Source organism: Pseudomonas sp. X10 (genome assembly GCF_054889225.1).
The window spans coordinates 870,614-893,477 of record NZ_CM142677.1 but is presented as its reverse complement, the minus strand read 5'-3'; the positions used below and the strand labels follow the sequence as shown (position 1 = coordinate 893,477).

The window sequence follows — 22,864 nt, the reverse complement described above, 5'->3', positions numbered from 1 at the left end:
CAATGCCGCATATTCTGATCGTCGAAGACGAAACCATCATCCGCTCGGCCTTGCGCCGCCTGCTCGAGCGGAACCAGTACCAGGTCAGCGAGGCCGGCTCGGTGCAGGAAGCCCAGGAACGCTTCAGCATTGCGACCTTCGACCTGATCGTCAGTGACCTGCGCCTGCCCGGCGCACCCGGCACCGAGCTGATCAAGCTCGGCCAGGGCATTCCGGTGCTGATCATGACCAGCTACGCCAGCCTGCGCTCGGCGGTCGACTCGATGAAGATGGGCGCGGTGGACTACATCGCCAAGCCTTTCGACCACGACGAGATGCTCCAGGCCGTGGCCCGCATCCTGCGTGACCGCCAGAACGCGCCGGCCGCCATGCCCGAGCCGCGTGCCAATGGCAAGGTTGCCGCCGCCGACAAGGGCCCCAGCACCGCCGCTAATGGCGAAATCGGCATCATCGGCTCCTGCCCCCCCATGCAGGATCTCTACAGCAAGATCCGCAAGGTCGCGCCCACTGATTCCAATGTACTGATCCAGGGCGAGTCCGGCACTGGCAAGGAACTGGTCGCCCGAGCCCTGCACAACCTGTCGCGCCGGGCCAAGGCCCCGATGATCTCGGTGAACTGCGCGGCCATTCCGGAAACCCTGATCGAGTCGGAACTCTTCGGCCACGAGAAAGGCGCATTCACCGGGGCCAGTGCCGGCCGTGCCGGCCTGGTCGAGGCGGCCGATGGCGGCACGCTGTTCCTCGACGAGATCGGAGAGCTGCCACTGGAAGCCCAGGCCCGCCTGCTGCGAGTGCTGCAGGAAGGCGAAATCCGCCGAGTCGGCTCGGTGCAATCGCAAAAGGTCGATGTGCGCCTGATCGCCGCGACCCACCGTGACCTGAAGAGCCTGGCCAAGGCCGGGCAGTTCCGCGAAGACCTCTATTACCGCTTGCACGTCATCGCCCTTAAGCTGCCCGCCCTGCGCGAGCGCGGTGCCGACGTCAACGAGATCGCCATTGCGTTCCTCGCCCGACAGAGCGCACGCATCGGCCGCGACGACCTGCGTTTCTCCCACGAGGCCGAGCAAGCGATCCGCCATTACCCGTGGCCCGGTAACGTGCGTGAGCTGGAGAATGCTGTCGAGCGCTCGGTCATCCTCAGCGAGAGCCCAGAAATCTCCGCCGACCTGCTGGGCATCGACATCGAGCTGAGCGACCTGGAAGACGAAGAAGGCTTCGACAACCTGCCAGCCACCACCAGCGCCAACAATGCCAGCCATGAGCCGACCGAAGACCTGTCGCTGGAGGACTACTTCCAGCACTTCGTCCTCGAACACCAGGACCACATGACCGAAACCGAACTGGCACGCAAGCTCGGTGTCAGCCGCAAATGCCTATGGGAACGCCGCCAGCGCCTGGGCATCCCACGCCGCAAGAGCGGAGCCACCAGCGACAACTGATCGCACATCCGGTAAGCAGGCTGTGTTACGACCGTTTTACGGCCGACGCAGTACCTGCGGAGCGGGTGCGCTGAGAGCACGAGGGTAAGGCGGGGGCTTCACCCTCGCTGTTACCTTCAGCCAGTTTCCCCCTGCACCTCCTCCCCCGCCCGGTAACACCCCATCCGGCAAAAATCTGTTACCACCTCCCCATCGACGTAACAGAAACCGGGGTTTACGGTAACGAAATTCATCCTTTTCTGACCCGCCGCTCGCCAAAAATCCCCCGCAACCCCTTGATTTACTGGGTTTTGAAAAAGTTGGCACGGCACCTGCTATATGTCTAGTACAAGAACAATAACAAGCACTGCAAAGACAACAAGAACAAGACGAATCGGCTCACGCACAATAAGAACAAGACGGCGGAGGCGCAGCTAACTGATTCTTTTGGAGAGGAGTTGTGTTTGGGCTTGCCCCACAACCAGGCAGAGAACAACAAAAACTGCACTAAAGCAGCGCCTGAACTGGTTGGATCGACAGATCAACTCAACATCAGCGACCAAAGCAATCCGTTTGCTCTTCACTCCCGGATTGGGAGTCGTCCACAAGCTTCGGGTTTTGTGGACAGGGCACTCAACAAAAACAAGAAGCCCAGCAGAAAAACAATAAGAGCACGCAACTACTTCTTGGGGAGCTTCGGCTCCCCATGTAGTTTCTCCCCCGTTTCCCGCCCCTGGCGCGACCGCCTACACCATTCCCCGAGTAAATGCTAGAATCCCCGCCCATCATGCGGCCATTCTCCTATTCTTGGCCGAACATTCCTTCAAACAGTGCATCCCATGCTGAAGAAGCTGTTCCAGTCGTTCCGTCCTCCCATCCGTGGCCAGCACCACAGGCGCACCACGCCTGAGGTGATCAACAGCGCTCAACACTCGCTGCAACGCAGCCAGTTCAGCCGCCACGCGGTGAGCATCGTCGAGCGCCTGCAAAATGCCGGCTACCAGGCCTACCTGGTAGGTGGCTGCGTGCGCGACCAACTCTTGGGCATCACGCCCAAGGATTTCGACGTTGCCACCAGCGCCACCCCCGAGCAAATACGCGCAGAATTCCGCAACGCGCGGATCATCGGCCGCCGCTTCAAACTGGTTCACGTGCATTTCGGCCGTGAAATCATCGAAGTCGCCACCTTCCGCGCCCACCACCCGGAAGAAGAGCAAGTCGATAGCCACCGCTCATCGCGCAACGAAAGCGGGCGCATCCTGCGTGACAACGTATACGGCACCTTGGAAGAAGACGCGCAACGGCGCGACTTCACCATCAACGCCCTGTACTACGATCCGGTCAGTGAGCGCATCCTGGACTTCGCAAACGGCGTCCACGATATCCGCAACCGCTTGATTCGCCTGATCGGCGACCCTGTCCAGCGTTACCAGGAAGACCCAGTGCGCATGCTGCGTGCCGTGCGCTTCGCTGCCAAGCTCGACTTCGGCATCGAGAAGCACACGGTGCAGCCGATCCGCGAGCTGGCGCCGATGCTGCGCGAAATTCCGGCCGCGCGCCTGTTCGAGGAAAGCCTCAAGCTGTTCCTCTCCGGCCAGGCGGCCGTGACCTTCGAGATGCTGGTCGACCTGCAACTGTTCGATCCGCTGTTCCCGGCCAGCACCGAAGCCCTGGAAGAACAGCCAACCTATACCCACACGCTGATCAGCCAAGCGCTGATCAACACCGACTTGCGGATCAAGCAGGGTAAGCCGGTCACCCCAGCCTTCCTGTTCGCAGCGCTGCTTTGGCCGGCCCTTCCCGGCCGTATCCTGCGCCTGCAAGGCTTGGGCATGCCGCCGATTCCGGCCATGAACGAAGCCGCCCATGGACTCATCGCCGAGCAATGCCAACGCATTGCGATCCCCAAGCGCTTCACCCTGCCGATCCGCGAGATCTGGGACATGCAGGAGCGCCTGCCACGGCGCAGCGGCAAGCGTGCCGACCAACTGCTGGACAACCCGCGTTTCCGTGCCGGTTACGACTTCCTGCTGCTGCGTGAAAGCGCAGGCGAGCAGACCGACGACCTCGGCCAGTGGTGGACCGACTACCAGGAAGCCAACGACAGCGAGCGCCGCGACATGATTCGCGAGCTGGGCAGCCGCGATGAAGGCACAGGCGCCGGCCCGCGTAAACGTAAGCGCAGTGGCAGCAAACGCAAGCGCAGCGACGAGGCCTGGGACTGAAACATGCCGACCCGCGCCTATATCGGCCTGGGCAGCAACCTGGCCGAGCCCGCTGAACAACTGCGCAGCGCTCTGCACGCCCTCGACAGGATCGAAGGCTCTCGCCTCGCGGGGGTGTCGTCCTTCTACGCCAGCGACTCGCTGTCCCCCGGCCAGCCGCGCTACACCAACGCGGTGGCCGCCCTGGACACCGCGCTGGAGCCGCTGGCCCTGCTCGACGCCCTGCAGGCCATCGAGGCGGCCCAAGGCCGCGAGCGCAAGGAGCGCTGGGGCCCGCGCACACTCGACCTGGACATCCTGCTGTATGGCGACCAGGTCATCGACATTCCCCGGCTAAAGGTCCCGCATTACCACATGCAGGCCCGCCCCTTCGTCCTCTACCCATTGGCCGAGCTGGTGCCAGAGGACTTCCGCCTGGCCGACCAGCGCAGCCTCGCGCAACTGCTGGCAGACTGCCCGTTTGTTGGTCTGGAACGCTTGTAGCCCGGGCGTTCCAGACGGCGGTAACGCCAGTAACACCCCACTCGTAACAATGCAGTAACAGGGTGATTGACTTCCCCCCCCTCGCTCACGACTATAGGCGTCCCGTGGCGCCGAAGTGCCGCATACGCCGTATCTAGGCCTGGAACAGGTCTGTATTTCAAACACCACGATCGATGATGTGCTGTTCCAGAAGATGAATACACGCGTTGTACGCAGTCGTTTTTCACAGCGCCTGAACGAGGATTTCCTACATGCCTGAAGTAACCCTGACCACCCTGCAAAGCCTCAAGGCCAAGGGTGAGAAAATCACCATGCTGACCTGCTACGACGCGACCTTCGCCAAGGCCGCCAGCCAGGCCGGTGTGGAAGTGCTGCTGGTAGGCGACTCCCTGGGCATGGTTCTGCAGGGCCATGACAGCACCCTGCCAGTCACCACCGCCGAGATGGCCTACCACACCGCCTGCGTCAAGCGCGGCAATGAAGGCGCGCTGATCCTCGCCGACTTGCCGTTCATGGCCTACGCCACGCCTGAGCAGGCCTTTGCCAACTGCGCCACCTTGATGCAAGCTGGCGCCCACATGATCAAGGTCGAAGGCGCCGCCTGGTTGGGTAACACCATTGGCTTGCTGGCCGAACGCGGCGTACCGGTGTGCGCGCACATGGGCCTGACACCGCAGGCGGTCAATATCCTCGGTGGCTACAAGGTCCAAGGCCGCCAGGAAGCCCAAGCGCGGCAAATGCGCGCCGACGCCATCGCCCTGGAACAAGCTGGCGCGGCCATGTTGCTGCTCGAGTGCGTGCCCAGCGAACTGGCAGCCGAAATCACCCAGGCGGTGAGCATCCCGGTGATCGGCATCGGCGCCGGCAGCGCCACCGACGGCCAGGTGCTGGTCCTGCACGACATGCTTGGCCTGTCGCTCAGCGGCCGGGTTCCCAAGTTCGTGAAGAACTTCATGATCGGCCAGCCGGACATCCAGAGCGCTCTGGGCGCCTATGTCAGTGCGGTCAAGGATGTCAGCTTCCCTGGTAGCGAGCACGGATTCAGCGCATGAATACAGTCAAGACCGTCCATGAACTGCGCGCCGCCGTGGCGCGCGCGCGCAGCGAAGGCAAGCGGATCGGCTTCGTGCCGACCATGGGCAACCTGCACAGCGGCCATGCCGCATTGGTGATCAAGGCCGCCCAACGTGCCGACTTCGTGGTCGCCAGTATCTTCGTCAACCCGCTGCAGTTCGGGGCCAACGAAGACCTCGACAAATACCCCCGCACCCTCGCCGACGACCAGGAGAAACTGCTCCAGGCCGGTTGCCACCTGCTGTTCGCCCCAACCGTCGAAGAGATGTACCCCGACGGCATGGCCGGGCAGACCCGCGTGAGCGTGCCGCAACTGTCCGAGGGTCTGTGCGGCGCCAGCCGCCCGGGGCATTTCGAAGGCGTGGCGACCGTGGTCAGTAAGCTGTTCAACATGGTCCAGCCGGACCTCGCGGTCTTCGGCCAGAAGGACTTCCAGCAACTGGCAGTGATCCGCGCCCTGGTGCGTGACCTGAACATGCCGATCCAGATCATCGGCGAGCCAACCGTACGTGCGGAAGACGGCCTGGCCCTGTCTTCGCGCAATGGCTACCTGAGCGCCGAGCAACGCGCCATCGCCCCGGCCCTGTACCGAACCCTGAGCCAGATGGCGCAGGCCATCGACCAAGGGCAACGTGACTATCCGGCGCTGATCGCCGAAGGCCAGGCGCAGCTGGTCGCCGCCGGCTTCAACCCGGACTACCTGGAAGTGCGCCATGCCCTGAGCCTACGCCCGGCGAGGGTCGAAGACCGCGACCTGGTGATCCTCGCCGCCGCCTTCCTCGGCAACACCCGCTTGATCGACAATCTGCACCTGGACCTGGACGGCAACGACCAGAGCGTTTAGCCGGCCTGAGGCCACTATTGCCGTGCAGGCTGTGCCTATAATGGAGCCGGCCTGCAACTGGCAATGGCTACCAGTGTCCTAGGCAAGATCACGCACCAAGGAAACCCAGCAATGGCGTATTACCGTACTCCCCATGATGTTACGGCGCTGCCGGCCTGGCAGGCGCTCCAGCAACACCGCAACGCCCTGCAAGGCTTCAGCATGCGCGAAGCCTTCGCTGCCGACCCCAAGCGGTTCGACGAGTTCTCCCTCAGCAGCTGTGGCCTGTTCCTGGACTACTCAAAGAACCTGATCACAGAACAGACCCGCGAGCTACTGGTGTCCCTGGCCAATGAGGTCCAACTGCAGGACGCCATCAAGGCGATGTTCGGCGGCGAGATCATCAATGCCTCGGAAGGCCGCCCGGTGCTGCACACTGCGCTGCGCCGCCCAGTAGGGGACAAGCTCAGCGTCAATGGCGTCAACGTGATGCCAGAAGTGCACAAGGTTCTCAACCAGATCACCGAACTGGTCACGCGTATCCATGACGGCCTATGGCGCGGCTACAGCGAGAAGCCCATCACCGATGTGGTGAACATCGGCATCGGTGGCTCCTTCCTCGGCCCCGAGCTGGTCTCCGAGGCCCTATTGCCTTATGCCCAGCGCGGCGTGCGCTGCCACTACCTGGCGAACATCGACGGCAGCGAGTTCCATGAGCTGTCGGCCAAGCTGCGGGCCGAGACCACGCTGTTCATCGTCTCGTCGAAGTCGTTCAACACCCTGGAAACCCTCAAGAACGCCACGGCGGCACGTACCTGGTACCTGGCTCAAGGCGGCTCCGAGGCTGAGCTGTACCGCCACTTCATCGCCGTATCGAGCAACAAGGCCGCGGCCGTGGCTTTCGGTATGCGCGAAGAAAACATCTTTCCGATGTGGGACTGGGTCGGCGGACGCTACTCGCTGTGGTCGGCCATCGGCCTGCCGATCGCCCTGGCCATCGGCACGGCCAACTTCAAGGAACTGCTGTCCGGCGCCTACACCATGGACCAGCACTTCCAGACCGCGCCCTTCGAGCAGAACATGCCCGTACTGCTCGCCCTGCTGGGCATCTGGTACGGCAACTTCTGGGGCGCGCAGAGCCATGCGATCCTGCCGTACGACCATTACCTGCGCAACATTACCAAGCACTTGCAACAGCTGGACATGGAGTCCAACGGCAAGAGCGTGTTGCAGGATGGCACCCCGGTCAAGACCGACACCGGCCCGGTGATCTGGGGCGGCGTCGGCTGCAATGGCCAGCATGCCTACCACCAGTTGCTGCACCAAGGCACCCAGTTGATCCCGGCAGACTTCATCGTCCCGGTGGTCAGCTTCAACCCGGTCGCCGACCATCATCAATGGCTGTACGCCAACTGCCTGTCGCAGAGCCAGGCGCTGATGCTCGGCAAGACCCGCGCCGAGGCCGAAGCCGAACTGCGTGCCAAAGGCATGAGCGAAGCGGACATCGAGAAGCTGGCTCCACACAAGGTGATCCCGGGCAACCGTCCGAGTAACACCCTGGTGGTCGAGCGCATCAGCCCGCGTCGACTCGGGGCTCTGGTGGCGATGTATGAACACAAGGTCTTCGTGCAGAGCGTGATCTGGGGAATCAACGCCTTCGACCAGTGGGGCGTCGAGCTGGGCAAAGAGCTTGGCAAGGGTGTGTACCAGCGCCTGACCGGCGGCCTGGAAACGTCGGCCGAAGACGGTTCGACCCAGGGCCTGATCAACTACTTCCGCGGCCGCCATCGCGGCTGAGCCCTCCCCTGCGTCCAGCCCCCGGTCCGCGCAACGCGCCCGGGGGCTACACTGTCCTGGCTAGACGTTGCACATTATCCTGCCCCTGGGAACCGGCGCCTGCCGGTGATCGAATCGCTGCATCGCCAGGCCTGGATTGCGTGCAATCCCTCGCCGCATCGTCGGCGCCGACAAGATCAGGACAGGACTCGCCATGTTCGATATCCGTGATTTCCCCGACGCCCAAGCCGTCAGCCAGGCGGCACGACTCTCCCAAGACGAGTACCGCCGCCTCTACCGCCAATCGATAGAAGACCCCGACGCCTTCTGGACCGAGCAGGCCAAGCGTCTGGACTGGATCACGCCCTGGACTCAGGTGCAGGAAAGCGACCTGACAAGCGGCAAGGCCAGCTGGTTCAGTGGGGGGCAGCTCAATGTCAGCTACAACTGCATCGACCGTCACCTGGACAAACGCGCCGAGCAGACAGCCTTGCTCTGGGAGGGCGACGATCCGAACGACGCCAAGGCCATCAGCTACCGCGAGCTGCACCGTCAGGTGTGCCGCTTGGCAAACGCACTCAAACAACGTGGCGTAAAGAAAGGCGACCGGGTGTGCATCTACATGCCAATGATCCCCGAAGCAGCCTATGCCATGCTCGCCTGCACGCGCATCGGCGCCATCCATTCAGTGGTGTTCGGCGGTTTCTCGCCCGACGCCCTGCGCGACCGCATCCTCGATGCTGACTGCCGCACGGTGGTCACCGCCGACGAGGGTATCCGGGGCGGCAAGCGCATTGCGCTCAAGCAGAACGTCGACAAGGCATTGCAGAGCTGCCCAGACGTCAGCAGTGTGTTCGTGGTCCGCCGTACCGGCGCTCAGGTTGACTGGAATGAAGACCGTGACCTCTGGTACCACGAAGCCACAGAGCAGGCCGCTGACGACTGCCCTCCCGAGCCGATGGACGCGGAGGATCCGCTGTTCATCCTCTACACCTCCGGCAGCACCGGCAAGCCCAAGGGTGTTCTGCACACTACCGCCGGCTACCTGCTGCAAGCCAGCCTGACCTTCGAAGTGGTGTTCGACTACCGTGACGGCGAGGTGTTCTGGTGCACCGCCGATGTCGGCTGGGTCACTGGCCACAGCTATATCGTCTATGGACCGTTGGCCAATGGTGCGATCTCGCTGATGTTCGAGGGCGTGCCGAACTATCCGGATGCCTCGCGCTTCTGGCAGGTGGTGGACAAACACAAGGTCAACATCTTCTACACCGCGCCTACCGCCCTGCGCGCCCTGATGCGCGAAGGCGCAGGCCCGTTGCAGGGGACCTCGAGGCAAAGCCTGCGCCTGCTCGGCAGCGTCGGCGAACCGATCAACCCGGAAGCCTGGGAATGGTATTTCGAGGAAGTCGGACAGAAGCGCTGCCCTATCGTCGACACCTGGTGGCAGACCGAGACCGGCGGCATCATGCTCAGCCCCCTGGTGGGCAACCAGCGCCTCAAGCCGGGCTGCGCAACCCAGCCGATGTTCGGTGTGCAACCGGCGCTGCTGGACGAGAAAGGCAAGCTGATCGAGGGTGCCGGCAGCGGTCTGCTGGTGATCAAGGCGAGCTGGCCCGCACAGATACGCAGTGTCTATGGCGACCATCAACGCATGGTCGACACCTACTTCAAACCGATGCCGGGTTACTACTTCACCGGCGACGGTGCCCGCCGCGACGCCGATGGCGACTACTGGATCACTGGCCGTATCGACGATGTGATCAACGTCTCCGGCCACCGTATCGGCACCGCAGAAGTCGAGAGCGCCCTGGTGCTGCACGACAGCATCGCCGAAGCCGCCGTGGTCGGTTACCCTCACGATCTGAAGGGACAAGGTATCTATGCCTTCGTCACACCGATGAACGGCGTCGAGCCGGACGACACGCTCAAAGCCGAACTGCTGGCCCTGGTCAGCAAGGAAATCGGCAGCTTCGCCAAACCCGAGCTGATCCAGTGGGCGCCGGCCTTGCCCAAGACCCGTTCAGGCAAGATCATGCGGCGTATACTGCGCAAAATCGCCTGCAACGAACTCGACAACCTGGGCGATACCTCGACCCTGGCCGACCCAAGCGTGGTCCAGGGGCTGATCGACAAACGACTCAACCAATGAGCGGCGGCCTGCGGGCTGCCTCGTACAACAGGTCGCCATGGAAGCCATTCGCCGCCGTATCGAAACCCAGGTCCTGAGCCTGACCGGGCTGGCCCTCGGCCAGCTCGACCTGGAGTCGCCCAAGGGCGACCCTGGCCTGTTCGGGCCGCAGAGCATGAGTTGGCGCGTGCACGCCGACTTCACCAGCATGCTGGTCGGTGGCATCAGCGCGCTCATGCTGCAGTTGCTGCATCCCTTGGCGCTGGCGGGCGTCTGGGACCACTCCAACTTCCGCGAGGACCTGCTCGGGCGCCTGCGCCGCACCAGCCAGTTCATCTCCGGCACCACCTTTGGCTCGACCCGCGATGCCGAATGGCTGATCGACAAGGTCCGCACCATTCACCTACAGGTCGTCGGCACCGCCGCCGACGGCCGCCCCTACGCCGCCAGCGATCCCGACCTGCTGACCTGGGTCCACGTCGCCGAGGTCAGCAGCTTTCTCGCCGCCCACCTGCGTTACCACAACCCCAGCCTGTCGCGTGCCGAACAGGACGCCTACTATGACGAGATCGCGCTGATCGCCGAGCGCTTGGGAGCCCGGGACGTGCCACGCTCCTGCCAGCAGGTGGCCGACTACCTACAGCGCATGCGCCCACAACTGGCATGCGACGAGCGTAGTCACGAAGTCATGCGGATACTGCTTGAAGCGCCCGCCCCCAGCCGCCTGGCCGAGCCAGTCGGCAAGCTGATGCTGCAGGCCGGCATCGACCTGCTGCCCGTCTGGGCCAGCGATATGCTCGAACTACACCAGAGCCCGCTGCGGCGGCGAATGATCCGCCTGGGCGTGGAACGGACCGCGCCGTTGCTGCGCTGGGCGATGCGCGATGGTTCGGTGCACCGCGCCCGGCGGCGCATGGGTATCGCCTGAAGAAGGGTACGGACCACTAGAGCATTGGTAGCGCATCTATGCCAACATGGCCGCCGACTTGGGCCGTCTAGGCCCTAGCTTGACAAAAATCGAACAAAAATGAGGACCTGCGCAATGCAAGATGTCGTAATCGTTGCCGCCACCCGTACCGCGGTCGGCAGCTACCAGGGCAGCCTGGCCAACGTGCCTGCCGTGGACCTGGGTGCGGCCGTGATCCGTCAACTGCTGGCCCAGACCGGGCTGGAAGCCGAACTGGTCGACGAGGTCATCCTTGGCCAAGTGCTGACCGCCGGTGCCGGTCAGAACCCCGCCCGACAGGCCGCGATCAAGGCCGGCCTGCCCCACGCAGTGCCTGCCATGACCCTGAACAAGGTCTGCGGCTCCGGCCTTAAGGCCCTGCACCTGGCGACCCAGGCCATCCGCTGCGGCGATGCCGAGGTGATCATCGCTGGCGGCCAGGAGAACATGAGCCTGGCCAACTACGTGGTGCCCGGCGCCCGTACTGGGCTGCGCATGGGTCACAGCACCCTGGTCGACAGCATGATCAGCGACGGCCTGTGGGATGCCTTCAACGATTACCACATGGGCATCACCGCCGAAAACCTGGTGGAAAAGTACGGCATCAGCCGTGAAGAACAGGACACCTTTGCCGCCGCCTCGCAACAGAAGGCCTCAGCAGCCATCGAAGCCGGCCGCTTCGTCGACGAGATCACCCCTATCCTGATTCCACAGCGCAAGGGTGAGCCGCTCGCCTTCGCCACCGACGAGCAACCGCGCGCCGGCACCACCGCAGAAGCCCTGGCCAAGCTCAAGCCAGCCTTCAAGAAGGATGGCTCCGTCACCGCCGGCAACGCCTCCTCACTCAACGACGGCGCCGCGGCCGTTCTGCTGATGAGTGCCGCGAAGGCCCAGCAGTTGGGCTTGCCGGTCCTGGCGCGGATCAAGGCCTACGCCAATGCTGGCGTCGACCCGGCGATCATGGGCATCGGCCCGGTCAGCGCCACCCGCCGTTGCCTGGAAAAAGCCGGCTGGAGCCTCGACCAACTGGACCTGATCGAAGCCAACGAAGCGTTCGCCGCCCAGGCCCTGTCGGTGGGCAAGGAACTGGGTTGGGATGCAGCCAAGGTCAACGTCAATGGCGGTGCCATCGCCCTGGGCCACCCGATCGGCGCCTCGGGCTGCCGTGTTCTGGTCACGCTGCTGCATGAAATGATCAAGCGCGACGCCAAAAAAGGCCTGGCAACCCTGTGCATCGGCGGCGGCCAGGGTGTTGCCCTGGCGATCGAACGCTGACCCGCACGGGAGGGGTCGCAATGGCCCCTCCTCGCCTTGGCATCATTGCCGGCCTATTTTCGTCGTTTCTTCGGAACCGTTTTAACGTGCCATACTCCAAGCACTCCCGTTAGAGACAGACGACGTCACACATGCCCAAAGGATTGAAACGCGCCGTTGGCGCCTTGCTGGCCATCGTGGCCCTCTACAGCCTTCTTGGCTTCCTGATTCTCCCCGGTGTGGCCCTGCGGATCGCCAACCAGCAGTTGGCCCAGTACGCCACGGTTCCAGCGCACCTGCAGCGCATCGAGCTCAACCCGTTCAGCCTGGAACTGACCCTCTGGGGGTTGCAGATCGGCGAGCCTGGCAAGGAGCAAGTCGGCTTCGAACGCTTGTATGCCAACCTGCAGCTCGACAGTCTCTGGAGCGGCGCCCTGCACCTTGACGCACTGGAGCTGGACAAGCCGCGCACCGAACTGCTGTTCGCCAAGGACGGCAGCCTCAACCTGGCCCAACTGTTCGAGCTGCCACCCAGCGAGCCGAAGCCGGAAGAACCGGCCAGCGACCCCTTTCCCCTGCGCATCGGCAGCATCAAGCTGAGCGAAGGCTACCTGCACTTCCAGGACCTACGCCCGAGCGACCCCATCGAATTCCTCTACGACTCCATGAACCTGGAGCTGAAAAACCTCAGCACACTGCCTGAAGACAACGCCGACATGACCCTGGTAGCCAACGGCCCGGATGGCGGTCGCATCGACTGGGCAGGCAGCCTGAGCCTGGCGCCTATCGCTTCGGAGGGCACCCTGAAGGTCACTGACGCCAAGATGAGGCTGTGGTGGCCCTATGTCCGGGATGCCGTGCCCCTGGTGCTGGAAGACGGCGTGCTCAGCCTGGACACCCACTACAAGCTGAACCTGGCCAAGGAAACCGAGCTGCTGCTGGACAATACCTCGCTGCGAGTCGCCCCCTTCGCCATCAAGGCACCGGACGGCCGCCAACTGGCTCGCCTAGCGAGCCTTGACGTCAGCGAGACCTCCATCGACCTGGCCAAGCAACTGGTCACCGTGGGCAAGGTCCGCAGCGAGCAACTGGAAACCTGGGCCGCGCTGGAGAGCGATGGGCAGCTCGACTGGCAGAAGCTCTTCGCCAGCGAGCCTGCCAACGCCACACCGCAAGAAAAGACCGAGCCCGCCACGGCCGAGCCCAGCACCGAGGAAAAGGCCGCCGCCGAACCGGACAAGCCTTGGCAGGTACTGCTCAAGGACGTGCAACTGCGCAATTACCAGGTGCACCTGGCCGACCGCAGCCAGAAAGAACCGGTAGCCCTGGATGTCGGCCCGCTCAATCTCGATCTGCAAGGGTTCGACAGCCTCAACCAGTCGCCCTTCACCCTCAAGCTCGATACTGGGATCGGCAAGCAAGGCAAGCTGCAGGCAGCGGGCCAGGTGAGCCTGGAGCCGGTCAGTGCCACACTCGATGTCAGCACCCGTGACATCGACCTGCGTGTCGCCCAAGCCTACCTCAGCCCGTACATTCGCCTGGAACTGCGCAGCGGCATGCTCGCCAGCGACCTCAAAGTCGACCTCAAGAGCACCGAACCGCTGGCCTTCACCGTCGATGGCAAGGCCCAAGTCAGCCAATTGCATACCCTGGACACCATCAAGGGCCGCGACTTCGTCAAATGGCAGCAACTCGATCTAGATGGCCTGTCCTACCACCATGGCGATGCCTTGGTGATCGACAAGGTCAGCCTGCGGCAGCCCTATGCGCGCTTCATGATCAACGACGACCGCAGCACCAATGTCGACGACCTGCTGATTCCCCAACCGGAGGACACTGCCAGCAACCAGGCCAAACCAGCCGCCGCCAGTGCCGACAAGCCTCTGGGCGTGCGCATCGGCGGGATCAGCATCAACGATGGCTCGGCCAATTTCGCCGACTTCAGCCTGACCCCGAACTTCGCCACCGCGATCCAGCAGCTCAACGGTCAGATCGGCACCATCGACAACCGCAAGCCGAACCCCGCCAAGGTGGATATCAACGGTAAAGTCGACCGCTACGCGCCAGTCACCATCCAAGGGGCGCTGAACCCCTTCGACCCGATGGCCAGCCTGGACATCGCCACCAGCTTCCGCCGCGTCGAGTTGACCACCCTGACGCCTTACTCCGGCAAGTTCGCCGGGTACCGCATCCGCAAGGGTCGGCTCAACCTCGACCTGCACTACCTGATCACCAACGGCCGGCTCCAGGCCGAGAACAAGGTCGTGGTGGAGCAACTGCAGTTGGGTGAGAAAGTCGATAGCCCCGACGCCGTGGACCTGCCGATCCGCCTGGCCGTGGCCCTGCTCAAGGACACCGAAGGCAAGATTTCCATCGAACTGCCGGTCTCGGGAGACCTGAACAACCCTGAGTTCAGCGTCATGCCGATCGTCTGGCAGACCCTGCGCAACCTGGTGCTACGCGCTGCCCAGGCACCGTTCAAGTTCATCGGCGGGCTGGTCACCGGCGGCGGCTCGGAGGACTTGGGCACCGTCGCTTTCGCGCCCGGCTCGAGCGAGTTGAGCGCCGATGCCCAGAGCTCCCTCGACAAACTGGCCGCCGCGCTCAAGGAGCGCCCCGCCCTGCGTCTAGAAATCGAAGGCACCAGTGCCCAGAACAGCGACGGCCCGTTGATCGCACAACAGCGCCTGGAGCGTGAATACCAGATCACCTGGTACAAGATCCTCCAGCGCCGTGGCGACAAGGTACCCGCCACCCCCTCCATGCTGCAGGTCGATGAAGACGACAAGCCAGCGATGCTCGAAGGTATCTACCGCACCCGCCTCAAGCAGCAGCCGCCGGTGGAATGGGAGCAATTGAGCCGGAAGGAACGCACCGCTCAACTGCAAGATGCGGTGATCACGTCCTGGGCGCAAAGCGAAGCGTTGCTGCGTCAATTGGGCCAAGCCCGGGCCAGCAGCATCAAGGATTACTTGGTGGACAAGGGGCAGTTGGAAGACGACCGCGTGTACTTCATCGACGCCAGCCTGGGTCAGGCCGAAAGCGATGGGCGGGTGATCACGCCGATGCACCTGGATGCGGAATAGCTCTCTGGGTAGCTTGCAGGAGCCAGCATCAACAAAAAGCCCCGGCGTTTGCCGTAATGCTGTTCACTTAAGACATCTGTCGTAAGGTTTGGGGCCGCTGCGCGCCCATCGCGACACAAGGCCGCTCCCACAGAGGGCTTGCCTTGTGGGAGCGGCCTTGTGTCGCGATGGGCTGCGTAGCAGCCCCACTTGAAGGCACTCCAGCTTAAGTGAACAGCATTACGGCGTTTGCCGGGGCTTCCTTTATAGGTGACCAAGTCCTTTTGGTCGTTCGCATGAACCGTCAAGGATCAGCGATCGGGACAAACCCTTATTCGGACCTCAGGCCATCAGCCGAGACATCTTTCACACCTTTGATGTTCTTGGTGATCTGAACGGCCCGTTCTTTTTGCGCGTCGGTCACGGCAACCTCAGAGGAGAGAGCTACCACGCCCTGGTTGGTCTCAACCTTGATATCGCTGCCAGGAATACCTTTCTCGGTCAGCAGATCGGCCTTCACCTTGGTAGTGATCCAAGTGTCCGAACCCTCTTGCTTCATGTTGCTCACTTCACCGGCAGCCAACGTCATCGGTGCTTGAGCGGTCTGTTGGGCAAACGCCACGTTGCCCAGGGTCAGGCTAAGGGCGGTTGCGGTAGCGGCAGCAATGGCGAACTTCTTCATACGAGACACTCCTGTTTTGCGAAAGGTCTGCGCCGAATCTCCTGGCGGCAGGGGTGCAAGTATCGTTGCAGGGCCTGTGCCAACTCTTAGTGGCAAATAAATCGTTTTAAAACAAAGAGATACATAAACACCTAAATCTCGCTATCGTGCAAATTGCAAGCCCGAGCACAATCCTGCATGCAAGATGCAAGTCCGCAAAAGGTTTCATACAGACATAAAAAAAGGACCCTGCAAAAGGGTCCTTTTCTTTACTGCCGGGAAATTAGACGCCGGAGGCCTTGGCCGCCGCGACATCTTTGATCGACAGCTTGATACGGCCGCGGTTGTCCACGTCCAGTACCAGAACTTCGACTTCCTGACCTTCCTTCAGCACATCGGTCACTTTCTCGACACGCGCATCACTGAGCATGGAGATGTGCACCAGGCCATCCTTACCAGGCAGGATGTTGACGAAGGCACCGAAATCAACGATGCGCTCGACCTTGCCGACGTAGATCTTGCCGATCTCGGCCTCGGCAGTGATGCCCAGCACGCGCTGACGCGCAGCTTCGGCCGCTTCCTTGGTTTCGCCGAAGATCTTGATCGAGCCATCGTCTTCGATATCGATCGAGGCCTTGGTCTCTTCGCAGATGGCGCGGATGGTCGCGCCGCCCTTGCCGATGACGTCGCGGATCTTGTCGGTGTCGATCTTCATCGCCAGCATGGTCGGAGCGTTGGCCGACAGCTCGCTACGCGACTGGCCGATCACCTGGTTCATCTGGCCGAGGATGTTCAGGCGCGCTTCCAGGGCCTGGCCCAGGGCGATTTCCATGATTTCTTCGGTGATGCCGTTGATCTTGATGTCCATCTGCAGCGCGGTGACACCCTTGGCGGTACCGGCTACCTTGAAGTCCATGTCGCCCAGGTGGTCTTCGTCACCGAGGATGTCGGTCAGGACTGCGAACTTCTCGCCTTCCTTGACCAGGCCCATGGCGATACCGGCCACTGGCGCCTTCATCGGCACACCCGCGTCCATCAGTGCCAGCGAAGCACCGCAGACCGAGGCCATGGAGCTGGAACCGTTGGATTCGGTGATTTCCGAAACCACGCGGATGGTGTACGGGAAATCAGCATCGCTTGGCAGCATGGCCTGGACCGAACGACGGGCCAGACGACCGTGGCCGATCTCGCGGCGGCCAGCACCACCCATGCGGCCACACTCGCCCACCGAGAACGGAGGGAAGTTGTAGTGCAGCATGAAGGGGTCTTTCTTCTCGCCTTCCAGGGTGTCGAGCAGCTGTGCGTCACGGGCGGTACCCAGGGTCGCAACGACCAGAGCCTGGGTTTCGCCACGGGTGAACAGGGCCGAACCGTGGGTCTTTGGCAGTACACCGACTTCGATGTTCAGCGGACGCACGGTACGGGTGTCGCGGCCGTCGATACGTGGCTTGCCGTTGACGATGTTTTCACGAACGGTGCGGTACTCGATCTCGCCAAAGATGTCTTTGACTTCAGCGGCGCTCGGTTGGCCTTCTTCACCGGAGAACTTGGCGATCGCCTGATCGCGCAGCTCGCCCAGACGCGCGTAACGGTCGGCCTTGACGGTGATGGTGTAGGCCTGGGAAACGGCTTCGCCGAACTCGGCGCGGATGGCATTGAGCAGTTCGGTATTGGCAACAGCCGGTTTCCAGTCCCAGGTCGGCTTGGCAGCTTCGGCGGCCAGCTCTTTGACAGCCTGGATCACTGCCTGGAATTCGTCATGGGCAAACAGCACGGCGCCCAGCATCTGGTCTTCAGTCAGCTCTTTGGCTTCCGATTCAACCATCAGTACGGCATCGGCAGTACCAGCTACGACCATGTCCAGGCTCGAAGCCTGCAGTTGTTCATAAGTTGGGTTCAGCAGGTAGCCAGTGCTCTCGTGGAAAGCAACACGGGCAGCGCCGATCGGGCCTTCGAACGGAATGCCGGAGATGGCCAGGGCCGCCGAGGTGCCGATCATCGCAGCGATGTCCGGATCGGTCTTCTTGCTGGTGGAAACCACGGTGCAGACGACCTGCACTTCGTTCATGAACCCTTCAGGGAACAGCGGGCGGATCGGACGGTCGATCAGGCGCGAGGTCAGGGTCTCTTTCTCGGAAGGACGGCCTTCGCGCTTGAAGAAGCCACCAGGGATCTTGCCTGCGGCGTAGGTCTTTTCCTGATAGTGGACGGACAACGGGAAGAAGCCTTTGCCTGGATCGGCCTGCTTGGCACCGACCACGGTCACCAGCACGGTAACGTCGTTATCGACGGTGACCAGTACGGCACCGGACGCCTGGCGGGCGATGCGGCCCGTCTCGAGGGTTACGGTCGATTGACCGAACTGAAATTTCTTGATTACCGGGTTCACGGTTTCCTACCTTTTTCAGTGGCTCTGGGGGAACTTGTTCTTGCGAATTCTTGGGCAGAACGGGGAATCGGCCCCATTGACCGTCCAGATAAAACTAGAGGTTGGGAGCCGGGCCTGCTGGGCGGAGAACCGCTCAGGCAAGCCAGACTGCCAACCTCGTAGATACGCGTGACGTGTCCACCGTTACCGCTGCTGGGCAGCGGTACCGAAGCATGCAACACGCCATGCACACCACTGGCCAGGCCGCTATTAGCGACGCAGACCCAGGCGACCGATCAGGGCGCTGTAACGGGTGGTGTCTTTACCCTTCAGGTAGTCCAGCAGCTTGCGACGCTGGTTAACCATGCGGATCAGACCACGACGGGAGTGGTGGTCTTTGCCGTTGGCCTTGAAGTGGCCTTGCAGCTTGTTGATGTTGGCGGTCAGCAGAGCAACCTGCACTTCCGGGCTACCGGTATCGCCGGCGGCTTGCTGGTATTCGGCAACGATCTGAGCTTTTTCTTCAACGCTGAGGGCCATTTGGCTTCTCCTGATCAACGGATCCCGCGAACGGGCTCCAATAGGCCAGGGACTTCAATCCCTGTATTCATGAAAGAGGCGTGACCGTGCCTATTAACAGCCACCCTCGGGTTCGCCAGCCTCGGTCGAAACCTTGGCTGGCGAGTTCGATCATTCCGACCGAATCAGTCGACGCGGCGCAATGCGCCCGTCCTCGCTCACTTCACCGATCCCGATGAAACGGCCATTGTGATCCTGTACCCGGACCATGCCGAACTTCGGCGCGTCCGGTGCACGTACTGGTTGCCCATGCAGCCAGTAGAACGCGCTGTGCTCGGAAAAGCGCAGCAGGGGCCAGTCCTGCAACCCGCTGTCGGAGGGCATCAGGAAACGGTCGAGCGCTTCATTGCCACCTTCGGCATGCGCCTGCTCCAATGCCTCGAGGGTCACGGTCTGGGCCAACTCGAAAGGCCCAGCCTGGGTCCGGCGCAGTTCGGCGACGTAGGCGCCACAACCCAGCGCCTCACCGATATCCTCGACCAGCGTGCGGATATAGGTGCCTTTGCTGCAACCAACCGAGAGGCGCACCCGTGTGCCTTCACACTCGAGCAACTCCAAGCGGCTAATAGTAACAGAACGCGCCTCGCGCTCCACTACCTCTCCTGCACGTGCCAGCTTGTACAACGGCTGGCCGTCACGCTTGAGGGCCGAGTACATCGGCGGTACTTGACTGATTTCCCCGCGAAAACGTGGTAGTACCGCCTCGATGTCGGCGCGACCAACGGTCACCTCGCGGGTCTGCAGGACTTCGCCCTCGGCATCTGCGGTGCTGGTAGTCTGCCCCAGCTGCATGACCGTTTCGTAACCCTTGTCGGAATCGAGCAGGTATTGGGAAAACTTGGTCGCTTCACCGAAGCACAGCGGCAGAACACCGGTCGCCAGCGGGTCGAGGCTGCCAGTGTGGCCGGCCTTCTCGGCATTGAGCAGCCAACGGACCTTTTGCAGCGCCGCGTTGGACGTGAAGCCCAACGGCTTGTCGAGCAGGATGATGCCGCTGACGTTGCGGCGGATACGTTTGACCTGGGCCACCCTTTACTCCTTGGTGTCCGGCTCGTCGAGATCCTTGTGCAGGCGGTCTTCGGCCACCGCACGCTCGATCAGCGCCGACAGGTGGGCACCGCGGCTGACGCTTTCATCGAAGTGGAAATGCAGTTGCGGCACACTGCGCAGCTTCATCACTCGGCCCAACTGCAAGCGCAGGAAGCTCGCGGCGCTGCCGAGCGCCTTGAGCGATTGCTCGACGGCGTCCGAACCATCCGGGCTCATGACCGTGATGAAGACCTTGGCATGGCCGAGGTCACGGCTGACGTCGACGGCAGTGATGGTCACCAGGCCGACTCGCGGGTCTTTCACTTCACGGCGGATCAGTTCGGCCAGCTCGCGCTGCATCTGATCGCCGATACGTTGGGTACGGCTATATTCTTTTGCCATTCTTGCTACCTGTAACTAAAGCGGCAAACGCCCGGCCAGGCTTCAAGCCTGACCGGGCGCTACCTTCAGAGGCGTTGCCAGCCGCCTTGCAGCGGGGCTTCGCGGCCTCCCATGTTCGCTGCTCAGAGCGTACGAGCGACCTGGACCTTCTCGAAGACCTCGATCTTGTCGCCGACCTTGACGTCGTTATAGCTCTTGACGCCAATACCGCACTCCATGCCCGAGCGGACTTCGGCCGCATCGTCTTTGAAGCGACGCAGCGACTCCAGTTCGCCTTCGAAGATCACCACGTCCTCGCGCAATACACGGATCGGGCGGTTACGATAGACCGTACCTTCCACGACCATACAGCCGGCGATAGCGCCGAACTTCGGCGAGCGGAAGACATCACGCACTTCGGCGATACCCAGGATGTTCTCGCGAACATCGCTGCCGAGCATGCCGGTCAGGGCCTTCTTGACGTCTTCGATGATGTCGTAGATCACGTTGTAGTAACGCATATCCAGACCTTCCTGCTCGACGATCTTGCGCGCACCGGCATCGGCACGCACGTTGAAGCCGAACAGCACCGCGTTGGACGCCAGGGCCAGGTTGGCATCGCTCTCGGTGATACCACCGACACCGCCGCCGACCACGCGCACCTGCACTTCGTCGTTGCCCAGACCACCGAGGGAGCCTTGCAGCGCTTCCAGGGAACCGCGCACATCGGTCTTGAGAACGATGTTGAGGGTTTTCTTCTCTTCCTGACCCATGGTCTCGAAGATGTTTTCCAGCTTGCCGGCATGAGCACGGGCCAGCTTGACCTCACGGAACTTGCCCTGACGGAACAGCGCAACTTCACGGGCCTTCTTCTCGTCAGCCACGACGCTCAGCTCGTCGCCTGCATCCGGAGTGCCATCCAGGCCGAGGATCTCGACCGGGATCGACGGGCCGGCTTCCTTCACAGGCTTGCCGTTCTCGTCGAGCATGGCGCGCACGCGACCATAGTTGGAGCCGCAGAGAACCATGTCGCCCTGACGCAGGGTACCGTCCTGAACCAGGATGGTGGCTACAGGACCACGGCCCTTGTCCAGACGCGATTCGACCACGACACCACGGCCAGGCGCGGATGGGGTGGCCTTGAGTTCGAGGATCTCGGCCTGCAGCAGCACGGCTTCGAGCAGTTCGTCGACGCCAGTACCCATCTTCGCCGAAACCTTGACGAACGGCGTGTCACCACCCCATTCCTCGGAGGTCACGCCATGGACGGACAACTCGTTACGGATCCGGTCGATATCAGCGCCCGGCTTGTCGATCTTGTTCACCGCGACAACCAACGGAACGCCAGCCGCCTTGGCATGCTGCACAGCCTCGATGGTCTGCGGCATCACACCGTCGTCAGCCGCCACCACCAGGATGACGATGTCGGTGGCCTTGGCACCGCGGGCACGCATGGCGGTAAACGCGGCGTGGCCCGGGGTATCGAGGAAAGTGACCATGCCGCGGTCGGTTTCCACGTGATAGGCACCGATGTGCTGGGTGATGCCACCGGCTTCACCTGCGGCGACCTTGGCGCGACGGATGTAGTCGAGCAGCGAGGTCTTGCCGTGGTCGACGTGACCCATGACAGTCACGACCGGTGCACGGGCTTCGGTCTCGCCTTCGAACTTCAGCGACTCGGCCAGGGAGTCTTCCAGGGCGGTATCGCTAACCAGGGTCACCTTGTGGCCCAGTTCCTCGGCAACCAGCTGAGCGGTTTCCTGGTCGAGCACCTGGTTGATAGTGACCGGAGTACCCAGCTTGAACATGAACTTGACGACTTCAGCGGCCTTGACCGACATCTGTTGCGCCAGTTCGGAAACGGTGATGGTCTCGCCGATGGTCACGTCGCGGATGACCGGACCAGTCGGGTTCTGGAAACCATGCATGTTGCGCTTCTTCGGCTTGCCCTTGCCACGGCCACCACGACGGAAGCCATCGCTTTCCTCGTCGGTGGTGCGTGGAGCGGCACGTGGGGTCGGCGCTTTTTCCTTTTCCTTGACCTTGACCGAAACGCGTGGCGCTTCGTTGCGGCGCTCACCACGACGGTCTTCGTCACGCACACGGTCATTACGGCGTGAATCGTCCTTCTTGCGCTCGGCAACCGGTGCCGGGGCCTCTACAGCCTCGACCGCCGCCGGAGCCGGAGCGGCTGCCGGAGCTGGCGCCGGGGCAACAGCAGGGGCAGTGGCCGCATTACGACGCGCCTGCTCCTCAGAACGCTGACGCGCCTCGGCCTCGGCCTTCTCGCGGGCGGCGTTTTCGGCCGCACGGCGCTCTTCCAGCTCGCGCTGTTGCTCAGCCTGGATCTCTTCCTGGCTGCGCTGCACGAATACTTTCTTCTTGCGTACTTCTACGCTGATGCTCTTGCTACCGGCGACACGCAGGGTGCTGGTGGTCTTGCGCTGCAAGGTGATCTTGCGCGGTTCTTCCACTTTTGCCTTGTGGCTGCTCTTCAGATGCGCCAGCAAAGCCTGCTTCTCATTGTCGGTCACTACCTGACCGGCGTCGGTGTGCGGCAGACCTGCCTCACGCATCTGCTGCAGCAGGCGCTCTACCGGTGCTTCGACCTCTTGGGCCAGTTCTTTCACCGTGACTTGCGTCATGCACTTCTC

16 protein-coding genes are annotated in these 22,864 nt (G+C 62.5%); 10 read left to right on the top strand and 6 right to left on the bottom strand.

What is annotated here, in order from left to right; genetic code table 11:
* The first annotated feature begins 2 nt into the window (after positions 1 to 2).
* The 10 genes from ACYU03_RS04095 (at position 3) to ACYU03_RS04050 (ending at position 15,213) form a co-directional block, all read left to right on the top strand.
* Positions 3 to 1,439: a sigma-54-dependent transcriptional regulator gene (locus tag ACYU03_RS04095; RefSeq protein ID WP_461888228.1), complete on the top strand. Its 1,437-nt coding sequence runs from the start codon at positions 3 to 5 to the stop codon at positions 1,437 to 1,439.
* Positions 1,440 to 2,257: 818 nt separating this feature from the next.
* Positions 2,258 to 3,643, top strand: coding sequence for a polynucleotide adenylyltransferase PcnB (locus ACYU03_RS04090; protein WP_461888227.1), 1,386 nt, complete (start codon positions 2,258 to 2,260; stop codon positions 3,641 to 3,643).
* Positions 3,644 to 3,646: 3 nt separating this feature from the next.
* A complete protein-coding gene (gene folK, locus ACYU03_RS04085) occupies positions 3,647 to 4,126 on the top strand; it encodes a 2-amino-4-hydroxy-6-hydroxymethyldihydropteridine diphosphokinase (protein ID WP_461888226.1) in 480 nt (159 codons plus the stop codon).
* A gap of 251 nt (positions 4,127 to 4,377) precedes the next feature.
* Positions 4,378 to 5,178, top strand: coding sequence for a 3-methyl-2-oxobutanoate hydroxymethyltransferase (panB, locus tag ACYU03_RS04080; RefSeq protein ID WP_461888225.1), 801 nt, complete (start codon positions 4,378 to 4,380; stop codon positions 5,176 to 5,178).
* Positions 5,175 to 6,044, top strand: a complete 870-nt coding sequence (gene panC / locus ACYU03_RS04075) for a pantoate--beta-alanine ligase (protein ID WP_461888224.1) — start codon at positions 5,175 to 5,177, stop codon at positions 6,042 to 6,044. Before panB ends, panC begins: the two co-directional genes overlap by 4 nt.
* A gap of 111 nt (positions 6,045 to 6,155) precedes the next feature.
* On the top strand, positions 6,156 to 7,820 hold the full coding sequence (pgi, locus tag ACYU03_RS04070) for a glucose-6-phosphate isomerase (RefSeq protein ID WP_461888223.1): 1,665 nt from the start codon (positions 6,156 to 6,158) through the stop codon (positions 7,818 to 7,820).
* 193 nt (positions 7,821 to 8,013) lie between these two features.
* Entirely contained in the window at positions 8,014 to 9,948 is a 1,935-nt protein-coding gene (gene acs / locus ACYU03_RS04065) for an acetate--CoA ligase (RefSeq protein ID WP_461888222.1), read from the top strand.
* 37 nt (positions 9,949 to 9,985) lie between these two features.
* Entirely contained in the window at positions 9,986 to 10,855 is an 870-nt protein-coding gene (locus tag ACYU03_RS04060; protein WP_461888221.1) for an oxygenase MpaB family protein, read from the top strand.
* 114 nt (positions 10,856 to 10,969) lie between these two features.
* Entirely contained in the window at positions 10,970 to 12,148 is a 1,179-nt protein-coding gene (locus tag ACYU03_RS04055) for an acetyl-CoA C-acetyltransferase (protein ID WP_461888220.1), read from the top strand.
* A gap of 131 nt (positions 12,149 to 12,279) precedes the next feature.
* The gene (locus ACYU03_RS04050) at positions 12,280 to 15,213 is read left to right on the top strand and encodes a DUF748 domain-containing protein (protein ID WP_461888219.1); all 2,934 of its coding nucleotides are present in this window, start codon (positions 12,280 to 12,282) and stop codon (positions 15,211 to 15,213) included.
* Between the two features lie 310 nt (positions 15,214 to 15,523).
* On the opposite strand, the gene ACYU03_RS04045 is transcribed toward ACYU03_RS04050, so the two are convergent.
* The 6 genes from ACYU03_RS04045 to infB all read right to left on the bottom strand — a co-directional run bounded on the left by ACYU03_RS04045 (position 15,524) and on the right by infB (position 22,855).
* On the bottom strand, positions 15,524 to 15,874 hold the full coding sequence (locus ACYU03_RS04045) for a BON domain-containing protein (RefSeq protein WP_461888218.1): 351 nt from the start codon (positions 15,872 to 15,874) through the stop codon (positions 15,524 to 15,526).
* A gap of 262 nt (positions 15,875 to 16,136) precedes the next feature.
* The gene (pnp, locus tag ACYU03_RS04040; RefSeq protein WP_461888217.1) at positions 16,137 to 18,242 is read right to left on the bottom strand and encodes a polyribonucleotide nucleotidyltransferase; all 2,106 of its coding nucleotides are present in this window, start codon (positions 18,240 to 18,242) and stop codon (positions 16,137 to 16,139) included.
* A 249-nt stretch (positions 18,243 to 18,491) separates the two neighbouring features.
* Entirely contained in the window at positions 18,492 to 18,761 is a 270-nt protein-coding gene (gene rpsO / locus ACYU03_RS04035) for a 30S ribosomal protein S15 (RefSeq protein WP_103448913.1), read from the bottom strand.
* A gap of 150 nt (positions 18,762 to 18,911) precedes the next feature.
* Positions 18,912 to 19,829, bottom strand: coding sequence for a tRNA pseudouridine(55) synthase TruB (truB, locus tag ACYU03_RS04030; protein WP_461888216.1), 918 nt, complete (start codon positions 19,827 to 19,829; stop codon positions 18,912 to 18,914).
* 3 nt (positions 19,830 to 19,832) lie between these two features.
* Complete coding sequence (gene rbfA, locus ACYU03_RS04025; protein ID WP_461888215.1) at positions 19,833 to 20,231, bottom strand: 30S ribosome-binding factor RbfA; 399 nt, start codon at positions 20,229 to 20,231, stop codon at positions 19,833 to 19,835.
* A gap of 122 nt (positions 20,232 to 20,353) precedes the next feature.
* On the bottom strand, positions 20,354 to 22,855 hold the full coding sequence (infB, locus tag ACYU03_RS04020; RefSeq protein WP_461888214.1) for a translation initiation factor IF-2: 2,502 nt from the start codon (positions 22,853 to 22,855) through the stop codon (positions 20,354 to 20,356).
* Positions 22,856 to 22,864 lie beyond the last annotated feature (9 nt).

What these genes read in the sequence shown, in the direction of transcription:
- ACYU03_RS04055 (WP_461888220.1), top strand. Translation starts at nt 10,970, where the DNA reads ATGCAAGATGTCGTAATCGTTGCCGCCACCCGTACCGCGGTCGGCAGC.
- ACYU03_RS04050 (WP_461888219.1), top strand. Translation starts at nt 12,280, where the DNA reads ATGCCCAAAGGATTGAAACGCGCCGTTGGCGCCTTGCTGGCCATCGTG.
- ACYU03_RS04090 (WP_461888227.1), top strand. Translation starts at nt 2,258, where the DNA reads ATGCTGAAGAAGCTGTTCCAGTCGTTCCGTCCTCCCATCCGTGGCCAG.
- folK (WP_461888226.1), top strand. Translation starts at nt 3,647, where the DNA reads ATGCCGACCCGCGCCTATATCGGCCTGGGCAGCAACCTGGCCGAGCCC.
- ACYU03_RS04045 (WP_461888218.1), bottom strand. Translation starts at nt 15,874, where the DNA reads ATGAAGAAGTTCGCCATTGCTGCCGCTACCGCAACCGCCCTTAGCCTG.
- acs (WP_461888222.1), top strand. Translation starts at nt 8,014, where the DNA reads ATGTTCGATATCCGTGATTTCCCCGACGCCCAAGCCGTCAGCCAGGCG.
- infB (WP_461888214.1), bottom strand. Translation starts at nt 22,855, where the DNA reads ATGACGCAAGTCACGGTGAAAGAACTGGCCCAAGAGGTCGAAGCACCG.
- rbfA (WP_461888215.1), bottom strand. Translation starts at nt 20,231, where the DNA reads ATGGCAAAAGAATATAGCCGTACCCAACGTATCGGCGATCAGATGCAG.
- rpsO (WP_103448913.1), bottom strand. Translation starts at nt 18,761, where the DNA reads ATGGCCCTCAGCGTTGAAGAAAAAGCTCAGATCGTTGCCGAATACCAG.
- panB (WP_461888225.1), top strand. Translation starts at nt 4,378, where the DNA reads ATGCCTGAAGTAACCCTGACCACCCTGCAAAGCCTCAAGGCCAAGGGT.
- pgi (WP_461888223.1), top strand. Translation starts at nt 6,156, where the DNA reads ATGGCGTATTACCGTACTCCCCATGATGTTACGGCGCTGCCGGCCTGG.
- ACYU03_RS04095 (WP_461888228.1), top strand. Translation starts at nt 3, where the DNA reads ATGCCGCATATTCTGATCGTCGAAGACGAAACCATCATCCGCTCGGCC.
- ACYU03_RS04060 (WP_461888221.1), top strand. Translation starts at nt 9,986, where the DNA reads ATGGAAGCCATTCGCCGCCGTATCGAAACCCAGGTCCTGAGCCTGACC.
- panC (WP_461888224.1), top strand. Translation starts at nt 5,175, where the DNA reads ATGAATACAGTCAAGACCGTCCATGAACTGCGCGCCGCCGTGGCGCGC.